Below are 26,158 nucleotides of genomic sequence, written 5' to 3' on the forward strand. Positions count from 1 at the left end.
GTTCCAAATCTTTTTATATATGATAAAATAGCGTTCGGTATGAAACTTTGTCTCTTTTGATGTTTGCTTGCATCATTAGTTTAGTGGTAAACGTTAAATTGAACTTTCACCCCTTAAATTCGAGTTTTTAATGAATGAATAAACACTAAATTAATCCACAAAACGTAGACAACTTTAATATAACAATAGAGACTACTTATTTTAAAAGATCATCTAGATAATTCAGACGGAGGTATTTATTTATGAACAACAAGCAATATTCTTATCGTGACACGTGGATGATTGGTCTGATGATGTTTGCTCTTTTTCTAGGGGCTGGTAATTTAATTTTTCCACCAGCATTGGGTCAAGAAGCTGGAACATCTTTCTGGCTAGCGATTACCGGATTCTTAGTGACTGGAGTTGGACTTCCTGTATTAGCTATGGTCACAATCGCTAAATCAGGGGGGAATTTGCAACAGATTTCCAAACGAGTAGGTGTTATTTTCGGAATATTTTTTCCTTTAGCCGTTTATTTAGCTATCGGACCATTATTCGGTATACCAAGAACAGGGTCTGTAGCATATGAAATTGGCTTATTGCCTTATTTAACTCAGGGGCCTTCTAACTTCTCACTGTTAATCTTCTCAGTTGTTTTTTTCAGTGTTAGTTACTGGCTCAGCTTAAACCCATCTAAATTAGTTTCTAGAATTGGTAAAATATTAACTCCTATTTTGGTTGTAGTCCTTGTTGCCCTTACTTTTATGGGAATTCTTAATCCTGTAGGGACAGCACCTGCTCCTACTGGTGAGTATACTAACCTTGCCTTTTTCAGCGGATTTAAAGAAGGGTATTTTACAATGGATGCCATTGCTGCGCTTGTTTTTGGTATTATTGTCATATCTAGAATGAAAGAAAGAGGTATTTATAATAGGAAAGAACTTACAAATAAATCGATTCAAGTTGGGTTAATTGCTGGAACAGGGCTAATACTCGTTTATATATCTCTAGCATACTTAGGCTCAACCAGCGTATCTTTACTTGGTTATCAAGAAAATGGTGGGGCTATTTTAACAGGAATTTCCGAAGAATTACTTGGTATCGTCGGATTAATGTTACTTTCCATTGTCATTACTATTGCTTGTTTAACTACTGCAATTGGATTGATTTCAGCCTTTGGAGAATATGTTAGTATGACCTTTCCTGTAATCCCATATAAACTATCCACTGGTGTAGTGGCATTATTTAGCTTTACTATGGCCAACATGGGACTGAACCAGCTTATACAATTCTCCCTACCGATTCTTGTCATGATATACCCTATTGCCATCGTTTTAATTATTTTGACTTTATTTGAAGGACTATTCAAAGGTAGAAAAGAAGTTTATGTTGGAGCAGTAATTGGAGCAGCAATAATTAGTGTTGCTGATGGTTTTGTAGCTGCAGGACTGTTTTTGGAGGCAACATCAGCATTTCTAGCTATTTTTCCTCTTACTGATCAAGGAATTGCTTGGGTGACACCTGCTTTGATTGGTGGCGCTTTAGGCTATATTTATTCCATGATATTCTACACACGTACGTCAGAAGCTTAAGTTGAATCTCCTAAAGAAGACGTTGCTGCGTAATTAAAAGTTTCGGATGCCTATACTATCTCTTTTTTTCACAAAAGCAATGATTATAATTAAACAAACAAAAGCAAAGCCTACCGCAAAAAATAGCGGTAGGCTTTACTTGTCATTCATCAAAAATTTCATTAAGAACAACATCAATTGATACGACACCTTCTGTTGCAATATGGTCAAAATCACCGAGTTGAATCCCACGATTACGAATATTATCTAATGTTAATTTTTGTGAATCCTTTTCATTATTTTCTTTGTCTAAGGAAGCTTCACTGCTAGTAAAATTATCATCGTTTAACTCTTCCTCTAGTACCTCAGCTAAATCCCTTGAAGAGTTCGAAACATCACTTTGTTCATCTTCGTCGTTCTCTTGAAAGGAATCTTCTGAATTTGTTCCAATATCTTCTTGTTCCATTTCATAACTATCATTATTAGCAATAGAATCTATAGGTTGATCATCTGAACGGAAGAAGGCGAAAAATAACAAACCCCAGACAGCTATACAGCTTAACGTTATTGATCCTAGTGCTAGCCAATCTTTTCTCAAATTACCCTTCCTCCTTTACAAATGATTGATTTAAATTTTTATTCTATGACGTATAAGAAATTTGGAAATCTTCTTGTTCTTTGATTTTTTCTAAGGCATTTGGATCGACAATTTCCACTGCCTCAATTCCAAGCTCCAAAGCTTCTTCGTATAAATAGCTTCGAAAGCGATCTTCCGCTTGTAATAATTTTATATTAACTTGGTCGTGATAACTTCGGTACCGGTTTCCATATTGTATAACTAGTTCTGCAAGCCTTGCTTGTTCGACAGTATTATCTAAATTCTTTTCCCATTCCTCTACCCGCTTTTTAGCTTTAGCTACTTTTTCATTTACGTCTGGCATAGAAATAGGTGTTTGCTTTAAATGATTTGATGCGTTTTTAAGTAAAGACTCCGCATCATCTAACTGGTTAACTAAATTTTGTGGAACCCCTGGAATATTATTTTTCCTTAATCTCTTTTGACCTTGTAACAAAATTGCTTTCAAATCACGAATCATTTCCTCTGCTTTTCTTTCATCACTTCGCAGGTGATTCAAGTTTTCTTTCATATCTCGAACATCATTTTCGACAGTATCTAATTCTCCCATGAAATCTTGGATCATTATTCTTAACGTTGTAAATGATTGTTTCTTTTCTTCCAACGCATCTTCGATAACAGAGTACTGATTCGATAGTTCCTTAATTTGTTTTTCAATTTTTAATCGTTGTTTATCGTGCGCTTCATTTAACTGATAATTAATTTTAATTGTTTCCGTTTCCGCACTTAGAGCTTGAAATAAATCAGGAAGTTTATCAAGTCTCTCTTTTAAAACCGGCAATTCTTTTTCTACATAATTTCTTGACAATACTTCGTGCTCTAGTTTTTCATAAATATTATTGATTTCCTGTTCAATGTTTTCTACCGGTTGTTTTGCTTCATCTAATCTCAAATGCTCAACTAAAGGAACGGATGCAACTGCACGACGTTTCATATCACTAACTTGCCATTTGTATGAGAAGTGATGAATCGGATATCCGTTATCTTCCATTTCAGTTAATCCATTTTCTAATTCTTCTAATTGTTTAGGTAAATCTTTCTCCACTTTGACTAAATATTGTGGAATATGATCAATGAGTGATTCGTATTCATCTAATAAATTTTTTATTGTTAATAATGTTTCTCGAGCTTGAAAATAGTTCCCATCTTCCGTTTGACTATCGAACGTCATGAACATCGTTTGAACATCTTTCAATCTTTGTTCTAGTGCTGATCCTGCTTGTCCTAATGTACCTCTTTGCATCCATAATTTCTTTTTTGTTTCGTCATATTCATTCTTAACTTTATCTATGTCTTGACGATTTTGTTCTTCACTATGTATCAATTGTTCGACTTCTTCAACCATGTCTTTCATTTGTTGCTCAACAGCTTCCAGTTCTTCGTCGACAATTTGCACATACTGCTTCGCTTTTCGAAATCGATATCTATTTGCCATCTCTTCAATATCAAAAAGTCTTTCTTCCATGTTTGGCAATTGGACGGTTACGATGTCGTCCCATTCTTCTCGCCATTGTTCGAAACGCTCTTCTGTTTCTCCAAGCATTTTTAATCCCTTTATTTTAGCAAGTTCTTCTGTGATCGGTTTGTTCATGAGAAGGACTTTTTTATTCTCCAAGCGATCTACTTCTTTATAAATTCTTTTCCTTGACAATGCCCCATAAATGATAATAAACAGGAACAGAAGGATAGAAGCATATATGGCATATAACATGATGAGGCCTCCTCTACCAACATTAGTTTTAGTACTAAATTTTAAAATTCATATGATATAATAAAGCGAATTTCCTTTGTAAAAAAGAATAACAATAGAAATATAGCTTTATTAGTAATCAATGTATTATGTATAATGATGACAAATGTTTTTTTACAATGAAGTCTAGCTATAAAGTCCCTTTGAATGTCTTACTAATATATAACAATTTATTACAAATTTCGTCGAAGTTGATAAGAATATCCCTTTCTATCATATCATGGAAATGTCACTTTTGGTCATATTTATTCATGATTTTTTATAGACAAATCGAAAGGAGTGCTTCCATTGATCAATCATGACAATCATATTCATACCCCCTTCTGTCCTCATGGGTCAGAAGATGCAATAATTAACTATATTGAACGTGCATTGAAGCTAGGGTTAACTAACATCTCTTTTACAGAACATGCTCCATTACCAAAAGGATTTATTGATACTGTTCCTGGGAAAGACAGTGCCATGACCTATGAATCATTAGCGTCATACCTCGCATCCTGTTTGGAAGTCAAAAAACATTACTCTGATCGTATTAACATTAATATCGGCTTGGAAGTAGATTATATTGAAGGCTTTGAAAAGGAAACGACAGATTTTTTAAATGAATGGGGGCCACATTTAGATGACAGCATCTTATCCGTTCATTTTCTACAATATGTACAAGGCAAATATATTTGCCTCGATTATGGAGTAACTACATTTGAAGAATTGGTAACGAAATGCGGATCTCTTAAAAATGTGTATCAGCTATATTATGATACACTCCTTAAATCCATTAGTTATTCCCTTGGACAATATACTCCTAAACGAGTTGGTCACATTAGTCTTGTTCGTAAATTTCAACAACTTTTCCCGAGAACATTTGATGATAGTTCTTTTCTTGAGGAAACAATTCAAACCATGGTTAGACATAATAAAACATTAGACGTAAATGCTGCTGGCTTATTTAAAGAACATTGCCAAGAAGTGTACCCTCCCATTTCATGGATAAAAAGAGCGAAGCAATTGAATGTTCCTCTAGTCTATGGATCAGATGCCCATGCTGCTCATCAAGTAGGTCAAGCTCGAGATTCTTTAATAAACTTATTCTAGATGAACACTTTGTAAAAAAGGTTGAAAATGAAGAATGACGATATCATCCATTCTTCATTTTCTAGCAATCTCTTCTGCAGATCCTTCTGTAGCGATTGTTACAGATTCTTTGAAATGAGTTGCTACCCATTCACAAAGTTCAGAGAAATACTTATCTAAAAAATGGCTCTCATGAGGCATTAAATGATAGACTTCCCTAATATATTGTGGATGCAAAAAAGGTAACGTAAGCATACCGCGCAGCTGAAGGAAAAAATACTCATTTGGCTGTGCTCTCATTTCTCCTCTCTCGAAGGCAACTTCTAATAGGGAATGGAAAAGGTGCTTCTCTTTTTTTAAATAGGTCGCCATTAATTCGCGAACGAGAGTTGTATCGAGAGTAATTTCTCTATGAACAAACCTAGCTAGCTCATGATGTTTTTGTTGGTACATCATCACATTCCAAATCGCTTTTAATAGTCTATCAAAAACGAGTTCCTCTTCGTCTTCTATTTGTAACCATTGCGATTCAATGGCAGAGACATACCCTTCTAAAAAATTTGTCATAAGATGTTCTTGTAATCCTTGCTTACTTCCGAAATAATAGGATATTAACGCTACATTCGCTCCAGCTTTATTTGCTATGTCTCTTACAGAACATCCAGTAAATCCTTTTACATTAAACAGTTCTATTGCAGCTTCTAACACCTTTTCTTTTGAGGCTTTTTTCTCCATATTCTCCCCCTCCCCTGTCAACCCGTTAGACTCTTATCTTCATTTAATTCACGAAATTCTCATCATTTTCCTGCTTCAATCGATCGACAATTTTTTTATTTCTCTAGTTTGCTTCTCTATGGTATACTTTGCAATATTATTTTGAAAGGGTGAGTACATTGTTTCAACCTCAAGCTACGGAAGGATCGTTACAAAAACAATATGACATGTTATCTAAACAACTCGACGCTTTGTTAGATGGGGAACAAGATCAGATAGCAAATTTAAGTAATGCCTCAGCTCTTTTAAATCAATTTCTTAAAGAAGTAAACTGGGTAGGTTTTTATTTATGGAAAGAAAACGAACTTATTCTTGGACCTTTTCAAGGATTACCAGCTTGTGTGAGGATCGCATACGGAAAAGGCGTTTGCGGAACGGCTGCACAAGAGGAAAAAACCCTTCGCGTTGACGACGTCCATGCTTTCCCTGGCCATATTGCTTGCGATGCAGCGTCAAATTCAGAAATTGTCGTTCCACTCATAAAAAATAACCAATTAATTGGTGTTCTTGATATTGATAGCCCTACAAAATCTCGCTTTTCAAAAGAAGATCAAGAAGGTATTGAAAAGTTTACTGAGATTCTTATTAAACATTTATAAATGAATTCAAAAAAGAGCACTTTTCATGTGCTCTTTTATTATTAGCTATGTTAAAGCTATTGTTGATTTTTTAAGATCTATTTTGACGATATTTTATTAAGTTCCTCATAAATAACGACTTTGTTCCGACCTGAGTTTTTAGCACTATACATCGCTTTATCAGCGTCTGCAAATAACTTTGTTAACGTAGGAACACTTTTTAAATGCGACCAACTAGAGACGCCACAAGATACGGAAACGTGTGGATTTGTGCTTTTTTCTACATTTTCTCTGATTCGTTCCGCTACTTTCAAAGCATCCTTGCTATCCGTCCTCGGCAGGTATATTGCTAATTCTTCCCCACCCCACCGTACAGGAATATCAGTCTTTTGCTTCGTATTATTTCTAATAATCTCTGCAACTTGAATAAGAACATGATCACCCGTTTGATGCCCATATTGATCATTTACATTTTTAAAGTGATCGATATCAAGCAAAACGAACGATCCATAGCCGTCCAAGGCCATTGATTCAGATACTTTTTCATCCATATATTCACGAGTAAATAGTTTTGTTAAATAATCTGTTATAACAAGCTGTTTCATTTCTTCGTGAAGAATAGCATTCACTAACGCAAGGGATGAGTGATGAACTAATGATTTACAAAGTTTAAATTTATCAAAACTAAAAGCATAGGAGTCTTTTCCAAATACAAGGACCGCTCCAATCACTCGCTCATTGTGAACCATAGGAACACCAATCACAGATTTAAATGGCACACTTTCTTTTGTCCAATCTCCAAGAAAAATCTCTTCTTTTCTTTCTTTCATTCTAACTAATAATTCGTGAATGAACTGATCTCTCGTTTTATCTTGAAAGAAGGTTCCACTCCAATTCATTGATTTATTGTCTTGAGACCAGCGATCATCAAGCATAATAAAACCAACTTCATCAGCTAGACAAGCTTCTTTCATCTGACTAATCATCAATGCAATGGCTTCCTCTAATTTAAGGTTAGCATTCAATTTATGTGAAGTTTGATTGATTACTTGAAGATCTTGAATATACTGCCTTGATTGTTGATATAACTCTGCGTTCTCTATCGCATTCCCGCCAGTAGTAGCTAAGATTTGAATAAAATCTAATTCACTTTGTAGAAAAATTTGCGAGCTAGCCGTAATCATTTTCAATATACCGTACACACCTTGCTTCCCTTTCAACGGTACATAAAGAATCGTTTTATGAGCTTCTAAGTTGTCAACCACTTGAATTTCCCCTGTAAGGTAAGCTTTCGATCCTGGATCTTCTTCTGAATCGGCAATTTCCAGTGACTGAACAGGTAAGTACTCCGCAACTTTCCAATCGTGAGACAACAGTAAATTAACTTCAAACGTCGGATAAGCTTCATGTAAAGAAAGCAGAATCTCTTCAAGAATACTATTAACGTCCATTGTCGAGTAGAATTTCCGATTCACTTTCAACAATAAATTTTTTCTCACTTTTTCAATTTGCATCTCTTCATAATTCAATATTTTACTAATCCATGGCCCTAAAAATCCCATTAATCCAATAATTTCTTCTATAGACTGCACGTTAATATACCCTATTTCAGACGTATAAATAACAAGACCAATCGTATCCTTCCCGCGATAAATAGGGATCATCATATAGTCACTATATTTTGGCTGGTTATATAACAATGGTCTAGTAATTTCTTGCTTTCTATAAATGGTAAGACGAGAGTTATTTACTGATTCCATCAGATCATTCACTTTGTTTTCATCAATAATATACTCCTTTTTATTACTTACGATTATTGAACTCGTTGAAGTGATTGGATTGAACGATGATCGTAACTGATCTTTTATGAACACAGTTACATCTCCATTTACTATATCTTCCCTCAATACATCAACAAGAGTATTCGCAAACAAAACGGCATCTTCTGTGTAATTGGACTCTCGAAGCATTTTTGTGATTCTCACATGAATATTGTTTTCCAATGAAATTTCCTCTACCTTTTGTTCGTTCTTAATGAATTCCCAGGCTAGACTAATGGAATGCTTTAACCCTGTTAGAAAAGCTTCTAGTTCATTTATGTTATGTTCTCGTTCATCCGTGACAATCCCAAAAAGGCCTGTCCAAACTCCAAGTTCACCTTTAAGCGAGATATGAACGGTAGTGATTTCAAATGGCTTACAATTCCCTTCTCCATTTGTTATGAAATGATGAAAATAATCCATCATATTTGATGACACAAGCCCCACTTCAGTTTTTGCTCTAACTTGTCTATCTTTTTCTATTAGAAATAATATCGAAGGTCTGTACTTTACATGAACTGGCTCGTTTTTTTGAAACACTGTATTGAAAATGTCCGAGATATATTGTAACAATAGTTTTGAGCTCATGATTATTCCCTTCCCTCTAAAAATACCAATTATTCGCTGTTTATTATAGTACTAATTATACATGGTAATGGTCTGGTTTTTTAGATAAAAACGATATATATGCAAAATAATTTATATTTTAGGGTAGATATATATCTCTTTATGGTAAATTGATCCAAAACTTATCTAGAAAAACATATAACTGATACTCTATTTATGTAAAACGTTTATATTACTAGGGTGAATCCACAGACATAATGTGATTTTGGTATCATGTATTGAACATTACTGCTCACGTTCTACCAGCTAATATTATCGTTTTTAGGAGGTTTCAATTAGAGGAACGCCCCTGACTTGTTCGCCAGCGTTAATCTAACGTACTTTCAAAAATATCACTGTCATTCAACAATCTGTATTATAAGATATAATTAAGTCAATTATTCTACTTGACTTCACTAGTGAAAAATTATACACTGTACGTTGTGCAAATAAGATAGCCAATGTAAACGACATGTAGTTCATTTCATTCCCGCAAGCTGCGAGGGGTATTGCGTAACTTTTAGCTGTCGAGGCGAAGATACCAAAAATGAAATGTCTGTGTGTACGGGATTACAACTGTTAATTATTTCACGAAATCTTATCATTTTAAAGGAGGAGACAAATATGTCTCGATATACTGGACCAACATGGAAGCTTTCCCGTCGTCTTGGAATTTCTCTAAGCGGTACTGGAAAAGAGCTTCAAAAACGCCCTTACGGACCGGGGCAACACGGACCGAACTCTAGAAGAAAGTTAACTGAATACGGACTTCAGCTTCAAGAAAAGCAGAAGCTTCGTCACATGTACGGAATGACGGAACGTCAATTCAGCAAACTTTTTGAACAAGCTGGTAAGCAATCTGGTATCCATGGTGAAAACTTCATGATTCTTCTTGAATCACGTTTAGACAACCTAGTTTATCGTTTAGGCCTTACTCGCACTCGTGCGCAAGCTCGTCAATTAGTTAACCACGGTCACATCACTGTTGATGGAAGTCGCGTAGACATCCCATCTTACCGTGTTCGTCCTGGTCAAACTCTTGGTCTTCGTGAAAAGTCACGTAACCTTGATATCGTTAAAACATCTCTTGAAGTTAACGACTTCACACCAAGTTACGTTGAATTTGATGCAGATAAGTTAGAAGGAACTTTCACACGTTTACCTGAACGTTCTGAGCTACCTGCTGAAATCAACGAACAGTTAATCGTTGAGTGGTACTCACGTTAATACGTACTTTTGGAAAGCACAGCCTTTATCGGCTGTGTTTTTTTTGTTAAATAAGGTTGTTGGATCTGATGAGTGCGCGGTAAATGTCGTTTTGCGCGCTGATTTCGTGGTGCTGCGCGCGTATTTACCAGTTTTGCGCGCGAAAATCATCGTTCAGCGCGCGCAAAACCCTAAATTTCCCAAAAAATACCCCGGTACCATAACAATAGTACCAGGGCATCCTACGTTAATACTTAATCAAAAAGAACTTCTTTTTTCCACGACGGATAATCGTAAATTTATCATCAATTTTATCAGTCGCACTCATTACTTTATCTAACTCTTGGCAACGTTCCCCATTGATGTAAACTGCACCATTCTTAATATCTTCTCGCGCTTGTCGTTTAGAAGGAGAAATTTCTGCCTCTACAAGAAGGTCGACAAGGCCAATTTCAACTTCTGTCACTTGATATGAAGGTACATCTTTGAAACCTTGGAGAACTTCGTCCCCTGTAAGAGTTTTTAAATCACCGCCACCAAACAACGCTTCACTAATTCTTTGAGCTTGTTTTAGTGCTTCTTCGTCATGAACAAAACGAGTAAGTTCTTCCGCAAGACGACGGTGTGCTAAGCGTTCATGAGCTCGTTCATCAAGCTCTGTTTCTAGCTCATCGATCTCTTCTTTCTTTAAGAACGTAAAGAATTTGAGGAATTTGATGACGTCTTTATCATCTGTGTTTAATAAAAATTGGTAAAATTCGTATGGTGATGTTTTTTCTGGGTCAAGCCAAATCGCTCCACCTTCAGACTTACCAAACTTCGATCCATCCGCTTTAGTAACTAATGGAATGGTAAAACCAAATGCTTTTGGACGATCCGTTTCCTCAGCACCAGACATTCGGCGAATCAATTCTAAACCTGCAGTAATATTCCCCCATTGGTCACTTCCACCAATTTGCAGCTTGACACCTTCTTCTTTATTTAGCCTGTAGAAGTCATAAGACTGTAAAATTTGGTACGTGAACTCGGTAAAAGAAATCCCTGATGAAATTCGTGATTCCACGGAATCTTTTGCTAGCATGTAATTTAATCCAAAATATTTACCAACGTCTCTTAGAAAATCAATCAACGTCATTTGCCCAATCCAATCGTAATTGTTAACGAGCGTGGATCCATTTTCTCCTTCAAAATCTAAAAAACGCATTAATTGACCTTTAATTTTATCACTGAATCCTTCCACGACCGTTTGTTCATTTAACGTCCGTTCTGCTTTTTTACCACTAGGATCACCAATCAGTCCTGTTGCTCCACCAACAAGTGGATAAGGTTTATGTCCAGCTAGCTGGAAGCGTCGCAACGTCAAAATCGTAAGCAAATGCCCGATATGAAGACTATCTCCTGTAGGATCGAAACCACAATATAACTTGACTGATTCGGTACCTAACAATTCCTTTAACCCTTCTTCATCCGTCACTTGATTGATTAATCCACGAAATTGTAAATCCTCTAATAATGTCATCATGCTTCACCTCTAATTATGATTTAAACTATCTTTGCCTGCTTCGAAAACTAAATTGTTGTTTTGCTAAAAAATGAGATTCACATACTACAAAAAGGGAAAGGTAGTATGTATCAACAAAAAAAACGCCCCTTAATAAATTAAGGGACGATTGAATCGCGGTACCACCCTGATTGGGAAAAGAAATTTCCCCAGCTCAAAATATGAGTTATCGCCTCATTGACGGTCCATGTTTCCACGGACAAACTCCAAGGTGGTAATTCATTTTACATCTGTGCACCGATTCGCAGCTACCATCGGTTCTCTGAGACAGGGAGATGAAAATTACTATATCCTCTTCAACGTTTCGTTTATTTTGCTATATGATTTATATTTTTATCATAACCTTCGTTTCGTTGTCAAACTTATTTTCAATAAGGGATCTAATTTTCCATCTAACGCTATATCATGAGCTCTAGAATATGCTATAATATGTTTGACTTTTAGGAGGTTTGAATAAATGAGTAAAGATAAATTTTCGCTAAAACAATTCTTTAGTAGAAAAGAACCTAAATATGTAATCAAAGGGGTTCGAGTAACCTCTCAAGTTGTCTGGAATTTATTTTTAGTATTTGCAACGATAGGACTTATATCTATGTTTTTTGTTGGTGGTGCAGCTGCTGGCTACTTTGCATCATTAGTACAAGATGAAGAAATTCCAGAATATGAAGATATGGAAAGAGATATCTATGACTATGAAGAAGCCACAGAGGTTTACTTTAAAGATGACGTCTACTTAGGAGATTTACCAAGTCCTATTGAAAGAAGAGAAGCCTCATTAGACGATATTTCTGATAACTTAATAAATGCAGTTATCGCTACAGAAGATGAGTATTTCTTTGAACATGACGGCATTGTTCCTAAAGCATTATTTAGAGCAGTATTCCAAGATTTTTCAAATGCCACTACTCAAACGGGTGGAAGTACCTTAACGCAACAGCTTATTAAAAATCAAATTCTCACTAGTGAAGTGACCCATGATAGAAAAGCGGTGGAAATACTTCTTGCAATGAGAGCAGAAAACTTTTTTGAAAAAGAGCAAATTTTAGAAGCATATTTAAACGTTGTTCCATTCGGGAGAAATTCGTCCGGAAGACAAATTGCAGGGGCTCAAGCAGCTGCGGAAGGTATTTTCGATGTTGATGCTAGTGAATTAAATATTGCTCAAGCTGCCTTTATTGCTGGATTACCTCAAAGTCCTTTTGCATACACCCCATTTACGTCACAGGCAAATGTAAAAGAAGATTTTAATGCAGGATTGAATCGAATGCAAACCGTATTAAATCGAATGCATACGCACGGATATATATCAGACGAAGAATTTGAAGAAGCGCAAAATTACGACATTCGCGAAAATTTAGCAGATCCGAAACCGAGTAGTTTTGATGCATATCCTGAAATTGTTCAGGAAGTTAATCGTAGAACACCGAGCAAATTATCTGAAGCGTTAATGGAAATTGATGACGTAGTTTTAGAAGACATTGAAGATGACGACCAAAGAGCATTAACAAAACAACGTTATGATGAAGAAGCCGCGCGCTCATTACAGCGTAACGGTTACAAAGTTCATTTAACGGTCGATAAAGATATATACGATGCTCAAAATGAAGCCGTGGAAAACTTTGAATATTTCGACGGAGAAAAACAAAGAACGGTAACAAATGAAGATGGTGATGAAGAAACACTAACTGAAATAGAAGAAACTGGGTCCGTTTTACAAGATAACCTTACGGGAGAAATAATCAGCTTTGTGGCTGGACGAGATTATGAACAACAATCATTCAATCATGCTACACAAGCAGTAAGGTTAACTGGATCAACAATGAAACCTCTACTAACATATGGTGTTGGTTTTGAAACTGGCGTTCTTCAACCAGGTTTCATAGCTCCTGATGTTCCGACAACTTATTCTTACAACGACCAAGAAGTACCTAACTTTGGCAGTAGTGATCCTCTAGGATTAATCACAGCTCGTGAAGCGTTGCAAAGATCAAGAAATACTTCCGCTGTTCGAGAGTATAGAAAGTTAGATCATGAAGAAGCAAGAGATTATTTAATTAAAATGGGGTTTGGTCCTTATCTTCCAGAAGATGCACCTTATGAAGCAACAGCATTAGGTACGTTAGGAATGACGAATGAACGGAACACAAATGCTTATTCCCTTTTTGGAAATGAAGGTAAACGAGCGGAAAGTTATATGATTGCTCGCATTGAAGATTCCGATGGAAACGTCATTTATGAGCATGAAACGGAAGAAACGGAAGTCTTTTCTCCACAAACAAGTTATTTAATGATTGATATGATGCGTGACGTGTTAGAATCACCAGGTACAGCTTCAAATTTACCAAACCTTTTAAACTTTTCTGCTGACTGGGCTGGGAAAACAGGGACGACAAATGGACCAGTAGACTATTGGTTTGTAGGGTTAAATCCAAATGTTACGATGAGTGCTTGGTTGGGTTACGACAATAATGCAAGCCTAGGAGATGCAGAAGGATATAGTTACTCACAACGCACCCAAATGCTTTGGGCAGAGATGGCTAATGCGATTTATGACGTAAACCCTGATTTGATGGCACCTTCCGAGAATTTTGAGTCTCCTGGTGGAATTGTTCAGGAATCGGTATGCGGTATTTCCGGCATGCTACCATCTGATTTATGTCGTGAAGCGGGCCTTGTTACGACGGATTTATTTAACGTTGACTTCGTCCCAACAGAAACCGATGACAGTTTAACGAGAGTGCAATACGTTCGTGTTGATGATGGCATGTATAAAGCTTTAGACTCTACGCCGAGTGAGTTTACAAAATCTGGTGTTGCAGTAAAAGAAGAATACTTTGATTTTGCAGACGACGGCGATATCTCTGAATATATTCCTGATGATTGGGATGATCTTGTCCCTGATAGAGACGCTCCAGATGATGGAAATACACCTGGAACACTCAGCTCAGTATCTGAATCGGGCAATAGTATTTCTTGGAACGAACATCCAGAAGGTGATGTTGTAGGATACAGAGTATACTTCTCCCCTAGTGAAGGTGAAAGTTTCAGAGAAGTGGACAGTGTTCGCTGGGATGAAGATTACAGCTACTCAGGTAGTCAAGGTGCTTATTACGTCACGGCTGTTGATGTAACAGGACGTGAATCATCACCAAGTAGTGAAGTGATCATAGGCACGTTCTCTTCCCCTGAACCGGATGAGGATGAAGATGAAGACGAAACAGAAGAACAAGAACCGGAATCTGATTCTGAGGAAGGTTCTCCTGATAACGATAATTCCAACAATGAAAACAACAATGCTACTAGAGAAGAAGAAGAAAATAACAACAATGATGATAATGAAAATAATAATGAAAACAACAACAATAACAACAACAATAACAACAACAATAACGACAATGAAAACAATAATGACAATGACGGTAATGAAGACAATAATGACAACAACAATAACGATGACAATAATAATGGTAACAACAATAACGATAATAATAATCTCAATACAAATAGCATTAACGAGAACGAAAACAATAATAGTAACAATACAAATAACAATGATAGCAACGAAAATAATCAAAACAACTAATTTTAATTTCTCCAGACAAAAGGTCTTTCCTTTTGTCTGGTTTTTTTGATTAATTCATCTCATAAATATATAACTGTTCTGTTATTTTTTAACACGTTTCCATCTATAAAATTGACATTTTTTTCTCTTCCTAGAGAGGAATATGATATAGTAAAGAAAAGGTCTTTTCTGACTATTAAGACAACATTTTTTTGCCAAACGCTTTAAGGTGGGATGTCTATGAATCATCACAAACATTATCAATCAATAGAAAATCGGACAAAAGATGGAAAAACATTTCTTATTGAAGGTCCAGTAGAAAAAAAAGTTATTGAGGAATCTGAATTCGATGAGGGACTTGTTGCATTTAGACCTCCTGACCAGCAGCGAAAAGCGCTGTTAAAAGTCGCTGATTTAGACGAAAGTAGAATTATTATCGTTAAGGAAGCAAATAAAATTGTAGGTTATGCCATTTATTTGTATCCTGATCCATTAGAAAGATGGTCCGAAGTTAATTTAGATAATTTATTAGAACTTGGAGCTATTGAAGTTTCAGCCAACTATCGTGGTTATCAACTTGCAAAAACATTGTTAAAGGTTTCTATGATGGATGATGCTATGGAAGATTACATTATCATAACAACGGAATATTATTGGCATTGGGACCTACGTGGAACTGGTTTATCGATCTGGGAATACCGTGATATAATGGAAAAAGTTATGAAAACTGGTGGGTTGGAATGGTACGCAACAGACGATCCAGAAATTTGTTCTCATCCTGCAAATTGTTTAATGGCTCGCATTGGTAAACGGGTCGGACCAGATGCCGTTCATGAATTTAATCGTATTCGCTTCAAGCATAAATATATGTTTTAATGACGGGAAGGTGATTATTAGTGAATGTACGCGATGTTATGATAAAGAACTTAGTTGTTTCCAATAAAACAATGACTATTTGTGAGGCATTGGACCTTATGAAAGAAAATCGAATTCGTCATTTACCGATAGTTAATTCGAAATACGAGTTAGAGGGTATCATATCTGATCGTGATTTACGAGATGCTTCTCCATCCATATTTGATGAGGAACATAAAGAGTTTGTTAACCTTCCAGTATCGAATGTCATGATTGATGACGTTATCACGGCTCTTCCTATGGACTTCGTTGAAGAAGCAGCACTCACTATGGTTGATAACCAAATCAGTTGTTTACCGGTAGAGGAAGATGGCATTCTCGTTGGGATCATTACAGAAACAGACCTTCTTAAAATACTCGTTCGCCTTACTGGTGCCAACTTACCAACATCTCGATTAGAAATTGAAGTTGAAAACGAAAGTGGACAACTTTCAGATGTTTCGAACATTATTAAAGAACACAATGTGAATATCCAAAGTGTATTAGTGTATCCATCTTTTTACGATGAAACGAAAAAAATTCTTGTTTTTAGAATTCAATCGATCAATTTAAGTTCACTGCTAACTACATTGAGATCAAAACATTACAAAATTATTTGGCCTACAGAGTTGGAGATGAAAGCATGAGAAATGAAGCTGCCTTTATTTTTTCACCAGAACAACTTCAATATAAGTTTCATAACGATCATCCTTTCAACCAGCATCGCTTATCGATAACAAATGATTTATTAACTAAGACTGGGGCTTTGACTTCTGATGCGATTATTCCTGCAAGAAAAGCCACCGTAGATGAATTATTGTTAGTCCATGATGAAGATTATGTCCAAGCAGTTATTGGTGCAACAGAAGGGCAATATAAGTCTTCCTATAAAACAACGTACGGTATCGGAACAGAAGATACTCCAATTTTCCCGTATATGCATGATGCTGCCGCATGGCTTGTAGGTGGAACTCTAACAGCTGTTGATCAAATATTTGAAAACGATTACAAACATGCACTCAACCTCGGGGGCGGTCTTCATCATGGCTTTAAAGGAAAAGCATCCGGATTTTGTATTTACAATGATAGTTCCATTGCAGTAGAGTATATTCGTAAAAAATACGATGCTAGGGTTTTATATATTGATACAGATGCTCACCATGGAGATGGCGTACAGTGGGCTTTTTATAATGATCCTAATGTCTGTACCCTCTCTTTTCATGAAAGTGGCCGCTTTTTATTTCCAGGAACAGGTCATGTTAATGAAAGAGGACACGGTGATGGACATGGATACTCTTTTAATATCCCTTTAGAAGCATTTACGGAAGATGAATCGTTTATCGATGCATATAAAGCTGCTATGCGTGAAGTTGTCGAATATTTTAAACCTGATGTGATTTTGACACAAAATGGAGCAGATGCTCATTACTTTGACCCACTTACCCATCTTTGTGGAACGATAAGATTATTTGAAGAGATTCCTAAATTAGCACATGAATTAGCTCACGAGTACTGTAATGGAAAATGGATCGCTGTTGGGGGAGGCGGTTATGATATTTGGCGAGTTGTACCTAGAGCGTGGTCTTTGCTTTGGCTTGAAATGTCTGACCAATTAGATGTCATTCAAAAACCTATTCCCGAATCATGGATAAACCAATGGAAAGATGAATCTCCTGTTGAGTTACCTTCCCAATGGTTTGATCCTAAAGGAATGTATCCAGCCATTCCAAGGAAAAATGAAATAGAAACAAAAAATGAGCGGACGTTATTAAAGGCTCTGAAACCAGTGTTCGATCGAAAAAAAAAAGTGAAACTTTAAACTATTGAATGCTCTTCTTCATAGTTTAAGGAACAGCAAAAAGCGAGGAAGGTTATTCCTCGCTTTTTATTTTGGTAATCATATTTTCAACAATAATCGAAGATGTTTTTGCCGCATCTTTCATAAAAATATCAAAACTTTGTGAAGCTTCTCCATTTGCTTTGTCTGAGATTGATCGGATAATAACAAACGGTATTTCGTTGAAATGAGCAACTTGAGCAACTGCTGCTCCCTCCATTTCTACACAATCGGCATCAAACGAATCATGTAGGATTTTAACATGCTTTGGATCTGCAATAAACTGATCTCCACTAACCACTTTACCTTTATAAACTTCTTCGCCTTTATTAAGGACACTTTTTGCTGATGTGTACGCAATTTCAATCAAATGATGATCGGCTGAAAAATCCGAATTTCCCTCGTACATTGGGATCGTTCCTTTTTTGAATCCTAATGCAGAAGCATCTATATCATGCTGCTGCGAAGATGTCGATACAATAACATCCCCTATCTCTAACATTGGATTCGTAGCTCCTGCTACACCAGTAAAAATTATTTTTGTCACTTGAAAAAGATCAATCATTTTTTGAACAGTCATCGCAGCATTTACTTTGCCTATACCACATTTTACGATAACAACTTCCTCATGATCCCATTTCCCATGATAAAATGTATGAAATTTTCTTTTTTCTTCTTTAAAGTCCGTCATCGCTCGTTGAAAATATGCTATTTCTTCTTCCATCGCACCAATAATCCCGATCGTCACCTTGTTGCCTCCTCTAAATCGTCTATAAAAAGTCCGAAAAAAGTAAAAGTATCCGGTCTAACGTTTTTAATACACATCACTTTCACTGTATGACGGATCTGAAATGACAAGGACAACTCTTCGATTTTGTTGCAGATTATCTGCTGAAGTATTTGGTGCAACTGGTCTCGTATCTCCATAACCAACGGCAAGAAATCTATCTGCATCTAAATTTTGATCATCAATCAAAAATCGAATCACACTACTAGCCCTTGCTCCTGACAACTCCCAGTTGGAAGGGTATTGATACGTATTAATTGGCCGACTATCCGTATGACCTTCTACCTTAACCATATTTGGAATTGTTGATAATAATGTCCCTACTTTTCCAAGAAATGGCTCTGCTTCATTAATAATTTCTGCTCTTGCAGTTTCAAACAATGCTTGCTCTTGTAAGACTAACACCACACCTCTATCATCTCTTGAAGCTGATATTTGTTCCGTTAACTCGTTTACCTCTAAGTATTCTTGCACTTCTTCTAATAATTCATCCAACTGTTCATTAATTTCCTCTTCATCCATTTCTATAAACGACTCAAACGGGTCAGCCTCTTGTTCAAATGGATCATCTTTCACATCTCGATCCTCGGCAGGGTTTTCAAAAGGTACAACGGACGGATAAAAGTCAAATACCGCTCGATCTTGAAAAGAATCAGCTATCGCACGGAACTTCTGGGCATCTACAACTGACATAGAAAACAATAAAATGAAAAAAACGAGAATTAACGTCATCATATCAGAAAAAGTAACCATCCACTTTGGAGCTCCTTTTTCTTCACGAGTTTGCCGTCGTCTATTCATTAGTATCCTTCTCCTCTTCCCCTTCCTCTTCCCGTTGTTTTATATGATTTGGAAGGAAAGCACTTAGCTTTTCTTGAAGAATTTTTGGGTTTTGGCCTGATTGAACACCAATGACCCCTTCCACGACAATTTGTTTAACAAAAACTTCTTCTTCTGTGCTAAGTGCCAATTTATTTGCCATTGGATTAAATACAAGATTAGCTAATAGCGTTCCATACAGTGTCGTTAATAAGGCAATTGCCATGTTAGGTCCTAGAGTAGATGGATCATTTAAATTTTGTAACATAAGCACAAGTCCAACTAGGGTACCTATCATTCCCCATGCAGGTGCATATTCACCAGCTTTTTCTAGAATAATTCTACCTTTTCGGTGCCGCTCTTCCATTGCAATGACTTCAGCCATCATGATGTCTTTTATAATGTCTGGCTCAATTCCATCCACGGCTAAAAGCACTCCTTTTTCAATAAAAGGATCTTCCACATTTTCTAACCCTGCTTCTAAAGCAAGGAGTCCTTCACGACGCGCTTTCGCCGAAAGGTCAACAAATGTATCAATAAGCTCTTGCAAGTCTTGTTCTTTCGTTTGGAATGCTTCCTTGATTACTTTAGGTAACATCTTTAAATCAGCAAGTGAAAAATTAATTAAAATAGCGGAAGACAAGCCCCCTAAAACAATGAGTAAAGAAGCAACCTGAATAAAGTCTGTCAGTTCACCTGCCCCTGCTGCATTTGAATAAATGGCTGCAAAGACAGCTGTTAAACCAATAAAAATCCCCACTGGTGTTAATAAATCAATTTTTTTCATAATCCTCTCCCTACCCTGCACGATCTCTTTGTTTGTCTTTTTATTTCTATTTAGAGAACACTTCGACATACTAAAAACTTCTGCATCAACTTATAGCAAGAAGTCTTTAGTAAAAGAAGTGTATTCATTTTTTTGTTCTTTTTAAGAATTAATCTACAAAGAGAAATAGTCCCCATTTATCCCCTTTAGTTAATCAATATTTGCAAAAGCCTTGTTATGAATATAGCTTAATACAAATTAATTATTGTTCTTCTCCAAAAGAAGTGGACTGGCGATACTCAATGCGATGTGGAAGCACCACAACATTTTCCGACACATCTTCTTTATTCATATATTTTGTTAACAATCTCATCGAAACAGCTCCAATATCATACATTGGTTGAACAACTGTTGATAAGGTTGGACGAACCATTGTCGCTAATCTCGTGTTATCGAAACCGATGATTTCAAAGTCTTTCGGAACGGAGTAGCCTGCATCTTGAGCACCGTGAATAACACCCAGTGCCATTTCATCAGTTGAGGAGAATATTGCTGTTGGTTGCTCACTTAACTTCAACAATGACTCCATCGCTTCCAATCCGGAATCATACGTGTAATCACCGATGACGACCATGTTATCATCTACTTCAAGCCCAGCGTCTTGCAAAGCTTCTTTGTAGCCAGAATACTTTAAATATCCGTTAATAGGATCCTCTAATGTTCCAGACAACATAGCTATCTTCTTATGGCCTTGTTCAATTATTGATTTAACAGCATCATAAGCAGCTTGTTTATAGTCAATATTAACGGACGGGAACTCTTTTTTATCATCAACCGTTGCAGACAATACGATCGGTACAGGAGATTTCTTAAATGTATCTTCGTGCTCTTTCGTAATTTCTCCACCCATGAACACGATACCATCAACCTGTTTCTCTAATAATGTGTTGATGAGATGAATTTCCTTCTCTTTATTTTGATCAGAATTACATAAGATAATATTATACTTATACATCGTTGCAATATCTTCAATCCCTCGAGCAAGTTCAGAGAAGAAAATACTCGAAATATCAGGAATGATAACTCCTACTGTTGTGGTTTTCTTGCTTGCTAACCCTCTTGCCACAGCATTTGGGCGATAGCCTAAACGGTCAATAGCTTCTAATACCCTTTTTCTCGTAGTTGGTTTAACGTTTGGATTACCATTGACAACACGGGATACTGTTGCCATTGAAACACTTGCTTCTCTTGCTACATCATAAATAGTTATATTCATTGATTGCTCCTCCTTGTTTATTACAAATTATGGCTTTCATACTTTCATAATGTAATGCTATGATACGACACTTTTTGGAGGCGCGCAAATTCTTTACTAATATCGACAAATCCTCCATAAATCTTAAGTCACTTCACGAATTAGCTATAGTTTCCAACGGAATTTAACCATGTTTTTTCCAATTAACGTCATTTTTCTACAAACGTATTAAACAATTTTCATATCCTCACTAAAATGATTTTTCATGATAGTTATTGTAAACGATAAACATTTCTTGATCGAATACATTCATTTCTACTACTGATTGGACAGTCGTATGTTGGATCAATCGAATTGTCTGTATTTCTGCATTATCTAAAGCACAACTTGCGGTAAAGTTACTCAACCTTAATAACACAAATAGCTAGTCTCCTAACCAGATACACATTTATCACACCCTTTTTCATAGAGTGTCTCTTAGGAAAGGAAACTATTCGTGAACAGAATCAGCTCGTCTCTTGCACCTCATGTTTATTATAACTTTAATCGACTAAATTAGTTATGAAAATCTCGATTTGTTTTCAAAATCCTGTGTGATCATTATGTAATAATGAAAAAAGTGGTGATTTTACCTTGAAAATCCTCAGTAAGAAGGTGGAACTCTCTCTACTCTGATTTTATTTTCAAGATCCACACCACAAAATAAAAAGCCCCTAAAAAGGGGACTTTTTAAAGATATTCCATTGGTACTCGATTACTTCACTTCTGCTCTTTTTTGTTTATATAAGCCTGACTTTTCTAAATTAGCCATGAACTCATGGAATTGAGGAATATCCATTTGTTGAGCTGAATCAGAAAGTGCAACAGCTGGATCTGGGTGTACCTCTGTCATAACGCCATCAGCGCCTACTGCAAGTGCTGCTTTAGCCATTGGTAGTAAAAGGTCACGACGACCAGATGAATGTGTCACATCAACAAATACAGGCAAGTGAGTCTCTTGTTTCAAGATAGGTACAGCTGAAATATCTAATGTGTTTCTTGTAGCCGTTTCGTATGTGCGAATACCTCGCTCACACAACATGATATTGCCATTTCCTTTAGAGTGAATGTATTCTGCTGCATTGATAAATTCAGCGATTGTAGCTGAAAGACCACGTTTTAATAAGATTGGCTTATCGACACTACCTGCTGCTTTTAATAACTCAAAGTTTTGCATATTTCTTGCGCCAATTTGAATCACATCAAGATAATCGACAGCTTTTTCAATATCATGTGGAGTGACGATTTCACTAATAACAGCGAGATCATGCTTATCAGCAACTTCTTTTAGAATTTTCAACCCTTCTTCTCCTAGACCTTGGAAATCGTAAGGGGATGTTCTAGGTTTGAATGCTCCACCACGTAAAAACTTAATTCCTTCTTTTTTCAATGCTTTTGCTACTTCATCTACTTGTTCAAAACTTTCTACAGAACACGGACCAGCAATAATACGCTGTTCTCCATTCCCTATTTTTTCTCCTCGAACCGTAACAATAGTATCCTCAGGATGCTTTTTACGAGAAACAAGAAGTGCTTTTGAATGATCATCCTCTTGAAGTTCTAAACTTGCTTTAAAAATCTCTTTGAAGATGTGTTGAAGTGTCGATGTTTCAAAAGGACCCTCGTTACTTTGCTCAATAAAATTCAGCATTTTTCTTTCTCTCACAGGATCAAATCGGTTTAGACCCTGCGCACTCTTAACCCGGCCAATTTCCTGAGCTATCTTTGCTCGCTCATTAATTAACTCCACCAATTGATCATTTACTTTATCTAATTGGCTTCTCAACTCTTCTAATTGTTCATTACCCATCAGAAAATCTCCTCTCTTTGCAGCAAAGTCTTCTACGACTTTTTTCGATTTAGCCACTATTATATACGATTCATTCCACAATGTCACCACCTTTTCTTTAATTCTTAAACGCTTTTAAGTGGTAAAGCGTTACTTTTTAATCTAATTCCCTATCAAATCAGCATTTATTAGCTCTCTCATGTATAATAAATAGTAGATAATTCGAAAAAAAAATTCTTTTACATACTTTTTTAGAGGTGATTTTATATGAATGATGCTTCAGATAAATTAATTTTCGCACTAGATATTGGTACTCGATCGGTAGTAGGTTTAATCCTCCAACAAAAGCAACAAGGATATCACGTGTTAGATGTATACAGTTTAGAACATAAAGAGCGTTCCATGTTAGACGGTCAAATACACAACGTTTTAGCCGTTTCTCATACCATTACATACGTAAAAGAACATTTAGAGGAAAAGCACGGTCCACTCACAACCGTCTGTGTCGCGGCTGCAGGGCGATCTTTGAAAACGAAACGTGCGAAAGTCGATTTGGACATATTAGGAAAACCAATTTTTGATCGAAAATCATTGCTTCACCTTGAACTGAGTGCTGTTCAAAAAGCACAATTCCATTTAGCTCATGAAGGAAACTATGTGAATCAAAAGGTAACCGATTATTGTGTCGGCTACTCTGTCATCGATTATCGCCTTGATGGAGAAGAAATTGGAAGCCTTGTAGACCAACGAGGCGAAACTGCCTCTGTTGAAGTAATAGCTACTTTTTTACCTAAAGTAGTTGTAGAGTCGTTGATTTCTGCCTTGCAACGATCGGGTCTTGAATTAGAAGCGCTAACGTTAGAACCAATTGCAGCCATTAATGTGTTAATTCCACAGTCGATGAGAAGATTGAATGTTGCACTTGTAGATATTGGTGCCGGAACGTCAGATATAGCCATTACAGACCTAGGGACAGTCACTGCATACGGTATGGTTCCTAACGCTGGTGACGAAATTACAGAAGCTTTAAGTGATTACTTTTTACTCGACTTTCCTGATGCTGAAATCATTAAACGAACACTTCATCAAAATGAAGAAGTGGTTATGACGGATATTCTAGGTATGGAAAATTCTTATAAAAAAGACGAAGTCATTGCTCCAATTCAAGGAGCAATTAATCATTTAGCCGATCAAATTTGCCTAGAGATTTTAAAACTTAACGGAAGATCACCAAAAGCGGTCATGCTTGTAGGTGGTGGTAGTTTAACACCTGACCTTCCCGAAAAAGTAGCAGAACGTTTGGAACTTCCGAAAAACAGAGTAGCTATCAGAGGAATTGATGCGATTAAAGGGTTAACTTTCGAACAAGAATACGACGCAACTCCTGAATTAGTCACTCCGATAGGAATTGCGATTGCAGCTAAGGAAAGTCCCGTTGAATATGTAAGTATTCAAGTCAATCAAGAAACTGTTCGCTTATTCGATATTAAAAAATTAACCGTAGGGGATGGATTGCTCTCTAGCGGATTAGAACTCTCAAAGCTTTATGGTAAACCTGGTATGGCTATGATGGTGAAAGTAAATGGGAGGGTGGTTTCCATCCCTGGGGAGCACGGCACTCCTCCAACTCTTAAAAAGAACGGAGAAGACACAGAGCTAGATGCCCCGTTGTTTCACGGCGATGTGCTTGAAGTATCTAAAGGACGAAGTGGAAAAGATGCCATTGCAACCATTGAAGATGTTCTTGACGAACAACCTTCGATGACGATCATCTTCAAGGGAGAAGAAACAATCATTACACCTATGCTTTTAAAAAATGGAGAGCAGGCACATTTAAATTCGGATTTACTCGATAGGGATGTGATAGAGTGCCAACTTCCACAAAACGTCGAAGAGCTTCAAACTAGTTTAAATGTAATTAATGATTTTAACTCAACGAATCCAATTACTGTTTATATAAACGATCAATCTATCAAACTTTATGAAAAAAAGACGACGATTTTTATCAATGGACAAGAAGGCTCTTTAACATCTTCGATTAAACATATGGATGAGTTGGAGATTGTTCAGGAAGAACAAAAAGGACTTACATTAAAATCTGCCATTGAAAAACTGTATGACCTATCTCATCGAGAAATCATTATTTCCTTCAATGATGAACCCGTTCGACTAGAAAAAGAAATGTATGATTGCATGCAAGATAAAAAAACAATTTCCTTATACTCGCCATTGAAAAATGGGGATCGTATTCAAATAAGAAAAAAAGAACAAATTTCTTTTATTTTTCAAGATGTGTTCTCGAAAGTGAATATCCAACGACCAAATGATCAGCAAAAAAAACCGGTCATCTTAAGAAATGATGAAGAAACGTCTTTCTCTTCTCAAATCCATCACGGTGATACCCTTGAACTAAGATGGGTAGACCTTAGTTAATAAGAAAAACACCTCCCAAAAATGGAGGTGTTTTTCTTCATATTACTTTGGGCTCATAAACGAGAATTCATATTAGTAATTTACGCATTTGCCGCCGCTTTTTCTGCGTTCTTTTTTGTAATTTTCCAGTGGGAAGCATGCCAAGTTACCTCATTGTTTTGAATAAAAAATAGTTGAGGTGTTTCATGTTTGATCGAGAAATCCTCAGCTATTTGATTTGATAAGTCTCTTAATTCTTGCACATTTAAATAATAGACAGGAAATGGAGCATTTGCTTCTGCATACTTCTCTATTTCAGTTAACGCCTCTGAACTTATTGGGCAAGTAGTACTATTTTTTAACAAGAAATAAGAATCTGTTTCTGATTGGATTTTTTTCCATTCTTCATTACTTTCGATTTTCTTGATGCTCAATAGACTTCCTC

21 protein-coding genes and 1 other annotated feature are annotated in these 26,158 nt (G+C 36.4%); of the genes, 9 read left to right on the forward strand and 12 right to left on the reverse strand.

Going from position 1 to position 26,158, the window contains the following annotated elements; genetic code table 11:
* The first annotated feature begins 242 nt into the window (after positions 1–242).
* Positions 243–1,571, forward strand: a complete 1,329-nt coding sequence (gene brnQ / locus QDN89_RS09690; RefSeq protein ID WP_280769931.1) for a branched-chain amino acid transport system II carrier protein — start codon at positions 243–245, stop codon at positions 1,569–1,571.
* 142 nt (positions 1,572–1,713) lie between these two features.
* Here the strand turns inward: brnQ and QDN89_RS09695 are convergent, their stop codons facing one another.
* Positions 1,714–2,148 (reverse strand): hypothetical protein, encoded by a 435-nt coding sequence (locus QDN89_RS09695; protein WP_280769932.1) that lies wholly within the window; start codon positions 2,146–2,148, stop codon positions 1,714–1,716.
* 43 nt (positions 2,149–2,191) lie between these two features.
* The gene (gene ezrA, locus QDN89_RS09700; protein ID WP_280769933.1) at positions 2,192–3,898 is read right to left on the reverse strand and encodes a septation ring formation regulator EzrA; all 1,707 of its coding nucleotides are present in this window, start codon (positions 3,896–3,898) and stop codon (positions 2,192–2,194) included.
* 327 nt (positions 3,899–4,225) lie between these two features.
* On the opposite strand from ezrA, the gene hisJ reads away from it, so the two are divergent.
* Complete coding sequence (gene hisJ / locus QDN89_RS09705; RefSeq protein WP_342394375.1) at positions 4,226–5,029, forward strand: histidinol-phosphatase HisJ; 804 nt, start codon at positions 4,226–4,228, stop codon at positions 5,027–5,029.
* 54 nt (positions 5,030–5,083) lie between these two features.
* Here the strand turns inward: hisJ and refZ are convergent, their stop codons facing one another.
* Entirely contained in the window at positions 5,084–5,743 is a 660-nt protein-coding gene (gene refZ / locus QDN89_RS09710; RefSeq protein WP_280769934.1) for a forespore capture DNA-binding protein RefZ, read from the reverse strand.
* A gap of 158 nt (positions 5,744–5,901) precedes the next feature.
* On the opposite strand from refZ, the gene QDN89_RS09715 reads away from it, so the two are divergent.
* Positions 5,902–6,381, forward strand: a complete 480-nt coding sequence (locus QDN89_RS09715) for a GAF domain-containing protein (protein ID WP_280769935.1) — start codon at positions 5,902–5,904, stop codon at positions 6,379–6,381.
* 77 nt (positions 6,382–6,458) lie between these two features.
* Here the strand turns inward: QDN89_RS09715 and QDN89_RS09720 are convergent, their stop codons facing one another.
* Positions 6,459–8,768, reverse strand: coding sequence for a sensor domain-containing diguanylate cyclase (locus tag QDN89_RS09720; protein WP_280769936.1), 2,310 nt, complete (start codon positions 8,766–8,768; stop codon positions 6,459–6,461).
* A 642-nt stretch (positions 8,769–9,410) separates the two neighbouring features.
* Here QDN89_RS09720 and rpsD point away from each other — a divergent pair.
* A complete protein-coding gene (rpsD, locus tag QDN89_RS09725) occupies positions 9,411–10,013 on the forward strand; it encodes a 30S ribosomal protein S4 (RefSeq protein WP_280769937.1) in 603 nt (200 codons plus the stop codon).
* 226 nt (positions 10,014–10,239) lie between these two features.
* Here the strand turns inward: rpsD and tyrS are convergent, their stop codons facing one another.
* Positions 10,240–11,511 (reverse strand): tyrosine--tRNA ligase, encoded by a 1,272-nt coding sequence (gene tyrS, locus QDN89_RS09730; RefSeq protein WP_280770111.1) that lies wholly within the window; start codon positions 11,509–11,511, stop codon positions 10,240–10,242.
* Between the two features lie 140 nt (positions 11,512–11,651).
* Positions 11,652–11,862 (reverse strand) — a binding site (T-box leader).
* Between the two features lie 148 nt (positions 11,863–12,010).
* Between tyrS and QDN89_RS09735 the strand changes: the two genes are divergently transcribed.
* The 4 genes from QDN89_RS09735 to QDN89_RS09750 all read left to right on the forward strand — a co-directional run bounded on the left by QDN89_RS09735 (position 12,011) and on the right by QDN89_RS09750 (position 17,828).
* The gene (locus tag QDN89_RS09735) at positions 12,011–15,136 is read left to right on the forward strand and encodes a transglycosylase domain-containing protein (protein WP_280769938.1); all 3,126 of its coding nucleotides are present in this window, start codon (positions 12,011–12,013) and stop codon (positions 15,134–15,136) included.
* A 219-nt stretch (positions 15,137–15,355) separates the two neighbouring features.
* On the forward strand, positions 15,356–15,991 hold the full coding sequence (locus tag QDN89_RS09740; RefSeq protein WP_280769939.1) for a GNAT family N-acetyltransferase: 636 nt from the start codon (positions 15,356–15,358) through the stop codon (positions 15,989–15,991).
* Between the two features lie 20 nt (positions 15,992–16,011).
* Positions 16,012–16,656: a CBS and ACT domain-containing protein gene (locus QDN89_RS09745; RefSeq protein WP_280769940.1), complete on the forward strand. Its 645-nt coding sequence runs from the start codon at positions 16,012–16,014 to the stop codon at positions 16,654–16,656.
* Positions 16,653–17,828 (forward strand): acetoin utilization protein AcuC, encoded by a 1,176-nt coding sequence (locus tag QDN89_RS09750; protein ID WP_280769941.1) that lies wholly within the window; start codon positions 16,653–16,655, stop codon positions 17,826–17,828. Before QDN89_RS09745 ends, QDN89_RS09750 begins: the two co-directional genes overlap by 4 nt.
* A gap of 52 nt (positions 17,829–17,880) precedes the next feature.
* Here QDN89_RS09750 and QDN89_RS09755 read toward each other — a convergent pair whose 3' ends face one another.
* The 6 genes from QDN89_RS09755 to QDN89_RS09780 form a co-directional block, all read right to left on the reverse strand.
* Positions 17,881–18,594, reverse strand: coding sequence for a 5'-methylthioadenosine/adenosylhomocysteine nucleosidase (locus tag QDN89_RS09755; protein WP_280769942.1), 714 nt, complete (start codon positions 18,592–18,594; stop codon positions 17,881–17,883).
* Between the two features lie 66 nt (positions 18,595–18,660).
* Positions 18,661–19,434 carry a flagellar motor protein MotS gene (motS, locus tag QDN89_RS09760; RefSeq protein ID WP_280769943.1) on the reverse strand — a complete coding sequence of 258 codons (774 nt, stop codon included), beginning with the start codon at positions 19,432–19,434 and terminating at the stop codon, positions 18,661–18,663.
* The gene (motP, locus tag QDN89_RS09765) at positions 19,427–20,239 is read right to left on the reverse strand and encodes a flagellar motor protein MotP (RefSeq protein WP_280769944.1); all 813 of its coding nucleotides are present in this window, start codon (positions 20,237–20,239) and stop codon (positions 19,427–19,429) included. The genes motS and motP overlap by 8 nt, the downstream gene beginning before the upstream one ends.
* Before the next feature lie 241 nt (positions 20,240–20,480).
* Positions 20,481–21,494 carry a catabolite control protein A gene (gene ccpA / locus QDN89_RS09770; RefSeq protein WP_280769945.1) on the reverse strand — a complete coding sequence of 338 codons (1,014 nt, stop codon included), beginning with the start codon at positions 21,492–21,494 and terminating at the stop codon, positions 20,481–20,483.
* Between the two features lie 229 nt (positions 21,495–21,723).
* On the reverse strand, positions 21,724–21,891 hold the full coding sequence (locus QDN89_RS09775; protein ID WP_280769946.1) for a hypothetical protein: 168 nt from the start codon (positions 21,889–21,891) through the stop codon (positions 21,724–21,726).
* 336 nt (positions 21,892–22,227) lie between these two features.
* Entirely contained in the window at positions 22,228–23,322 is a 1,095-nt protein-coding gene (locus QDN89_RS09780) for a bifunctional 3-deoxy-7-phosphoheptulonate synthase/chorismate mutase (RefSeq protein ID WP_280769947.1), read from the reverse strand.
* 246 nt (positions 23,323–23,568) lie between these two features.
* On the opposite strand from QDN89_RS09780, the gene QDN89_RS09785 reads away from it, so the two are divergent.
* Positions 23,569–25,734, forward strand: a complete 2,166-nt coding sequence (locus QDN89_RS09785) for a cell division FtsA domain-containing protein (protein ID WP_280769948.1) — start codon at positions 23,569–23,571, stop codon at positions 25,732–25,734.
* An 80-nt stretch (positions 25,735–25,814) separates the two neighbouring features.
* Here QDN89_RS09785 and ytxJ read toward each other — a convergent pair whose 3' ends face one another.
* Positions 25,815–26,147: a bacillithiol system redox-active protein YtxJ gene (gene ytxJ, locus QDN89_RS09790; RefSeq protein ID WP_280769949.1), complete on the reverse strand. Its 333-nt coding sequence runs from the start codon at positions 26,145–26,147 to the stop codon at positions 25,815–25,817.
* Positions 26,148–26,158 lie beyond the last annotated feature (11 nt).

Origin of the sequence: Salipaludibacillus daqingensis (genome assembly GCF_029891575.1) — a bacterium.
Lineage (GTDB): Bacteria > Bacillota > Bacilli > Bacillales > Salisediminibacteriaceae > Salipaludibacillus > Salipaludibacillus daqingensis.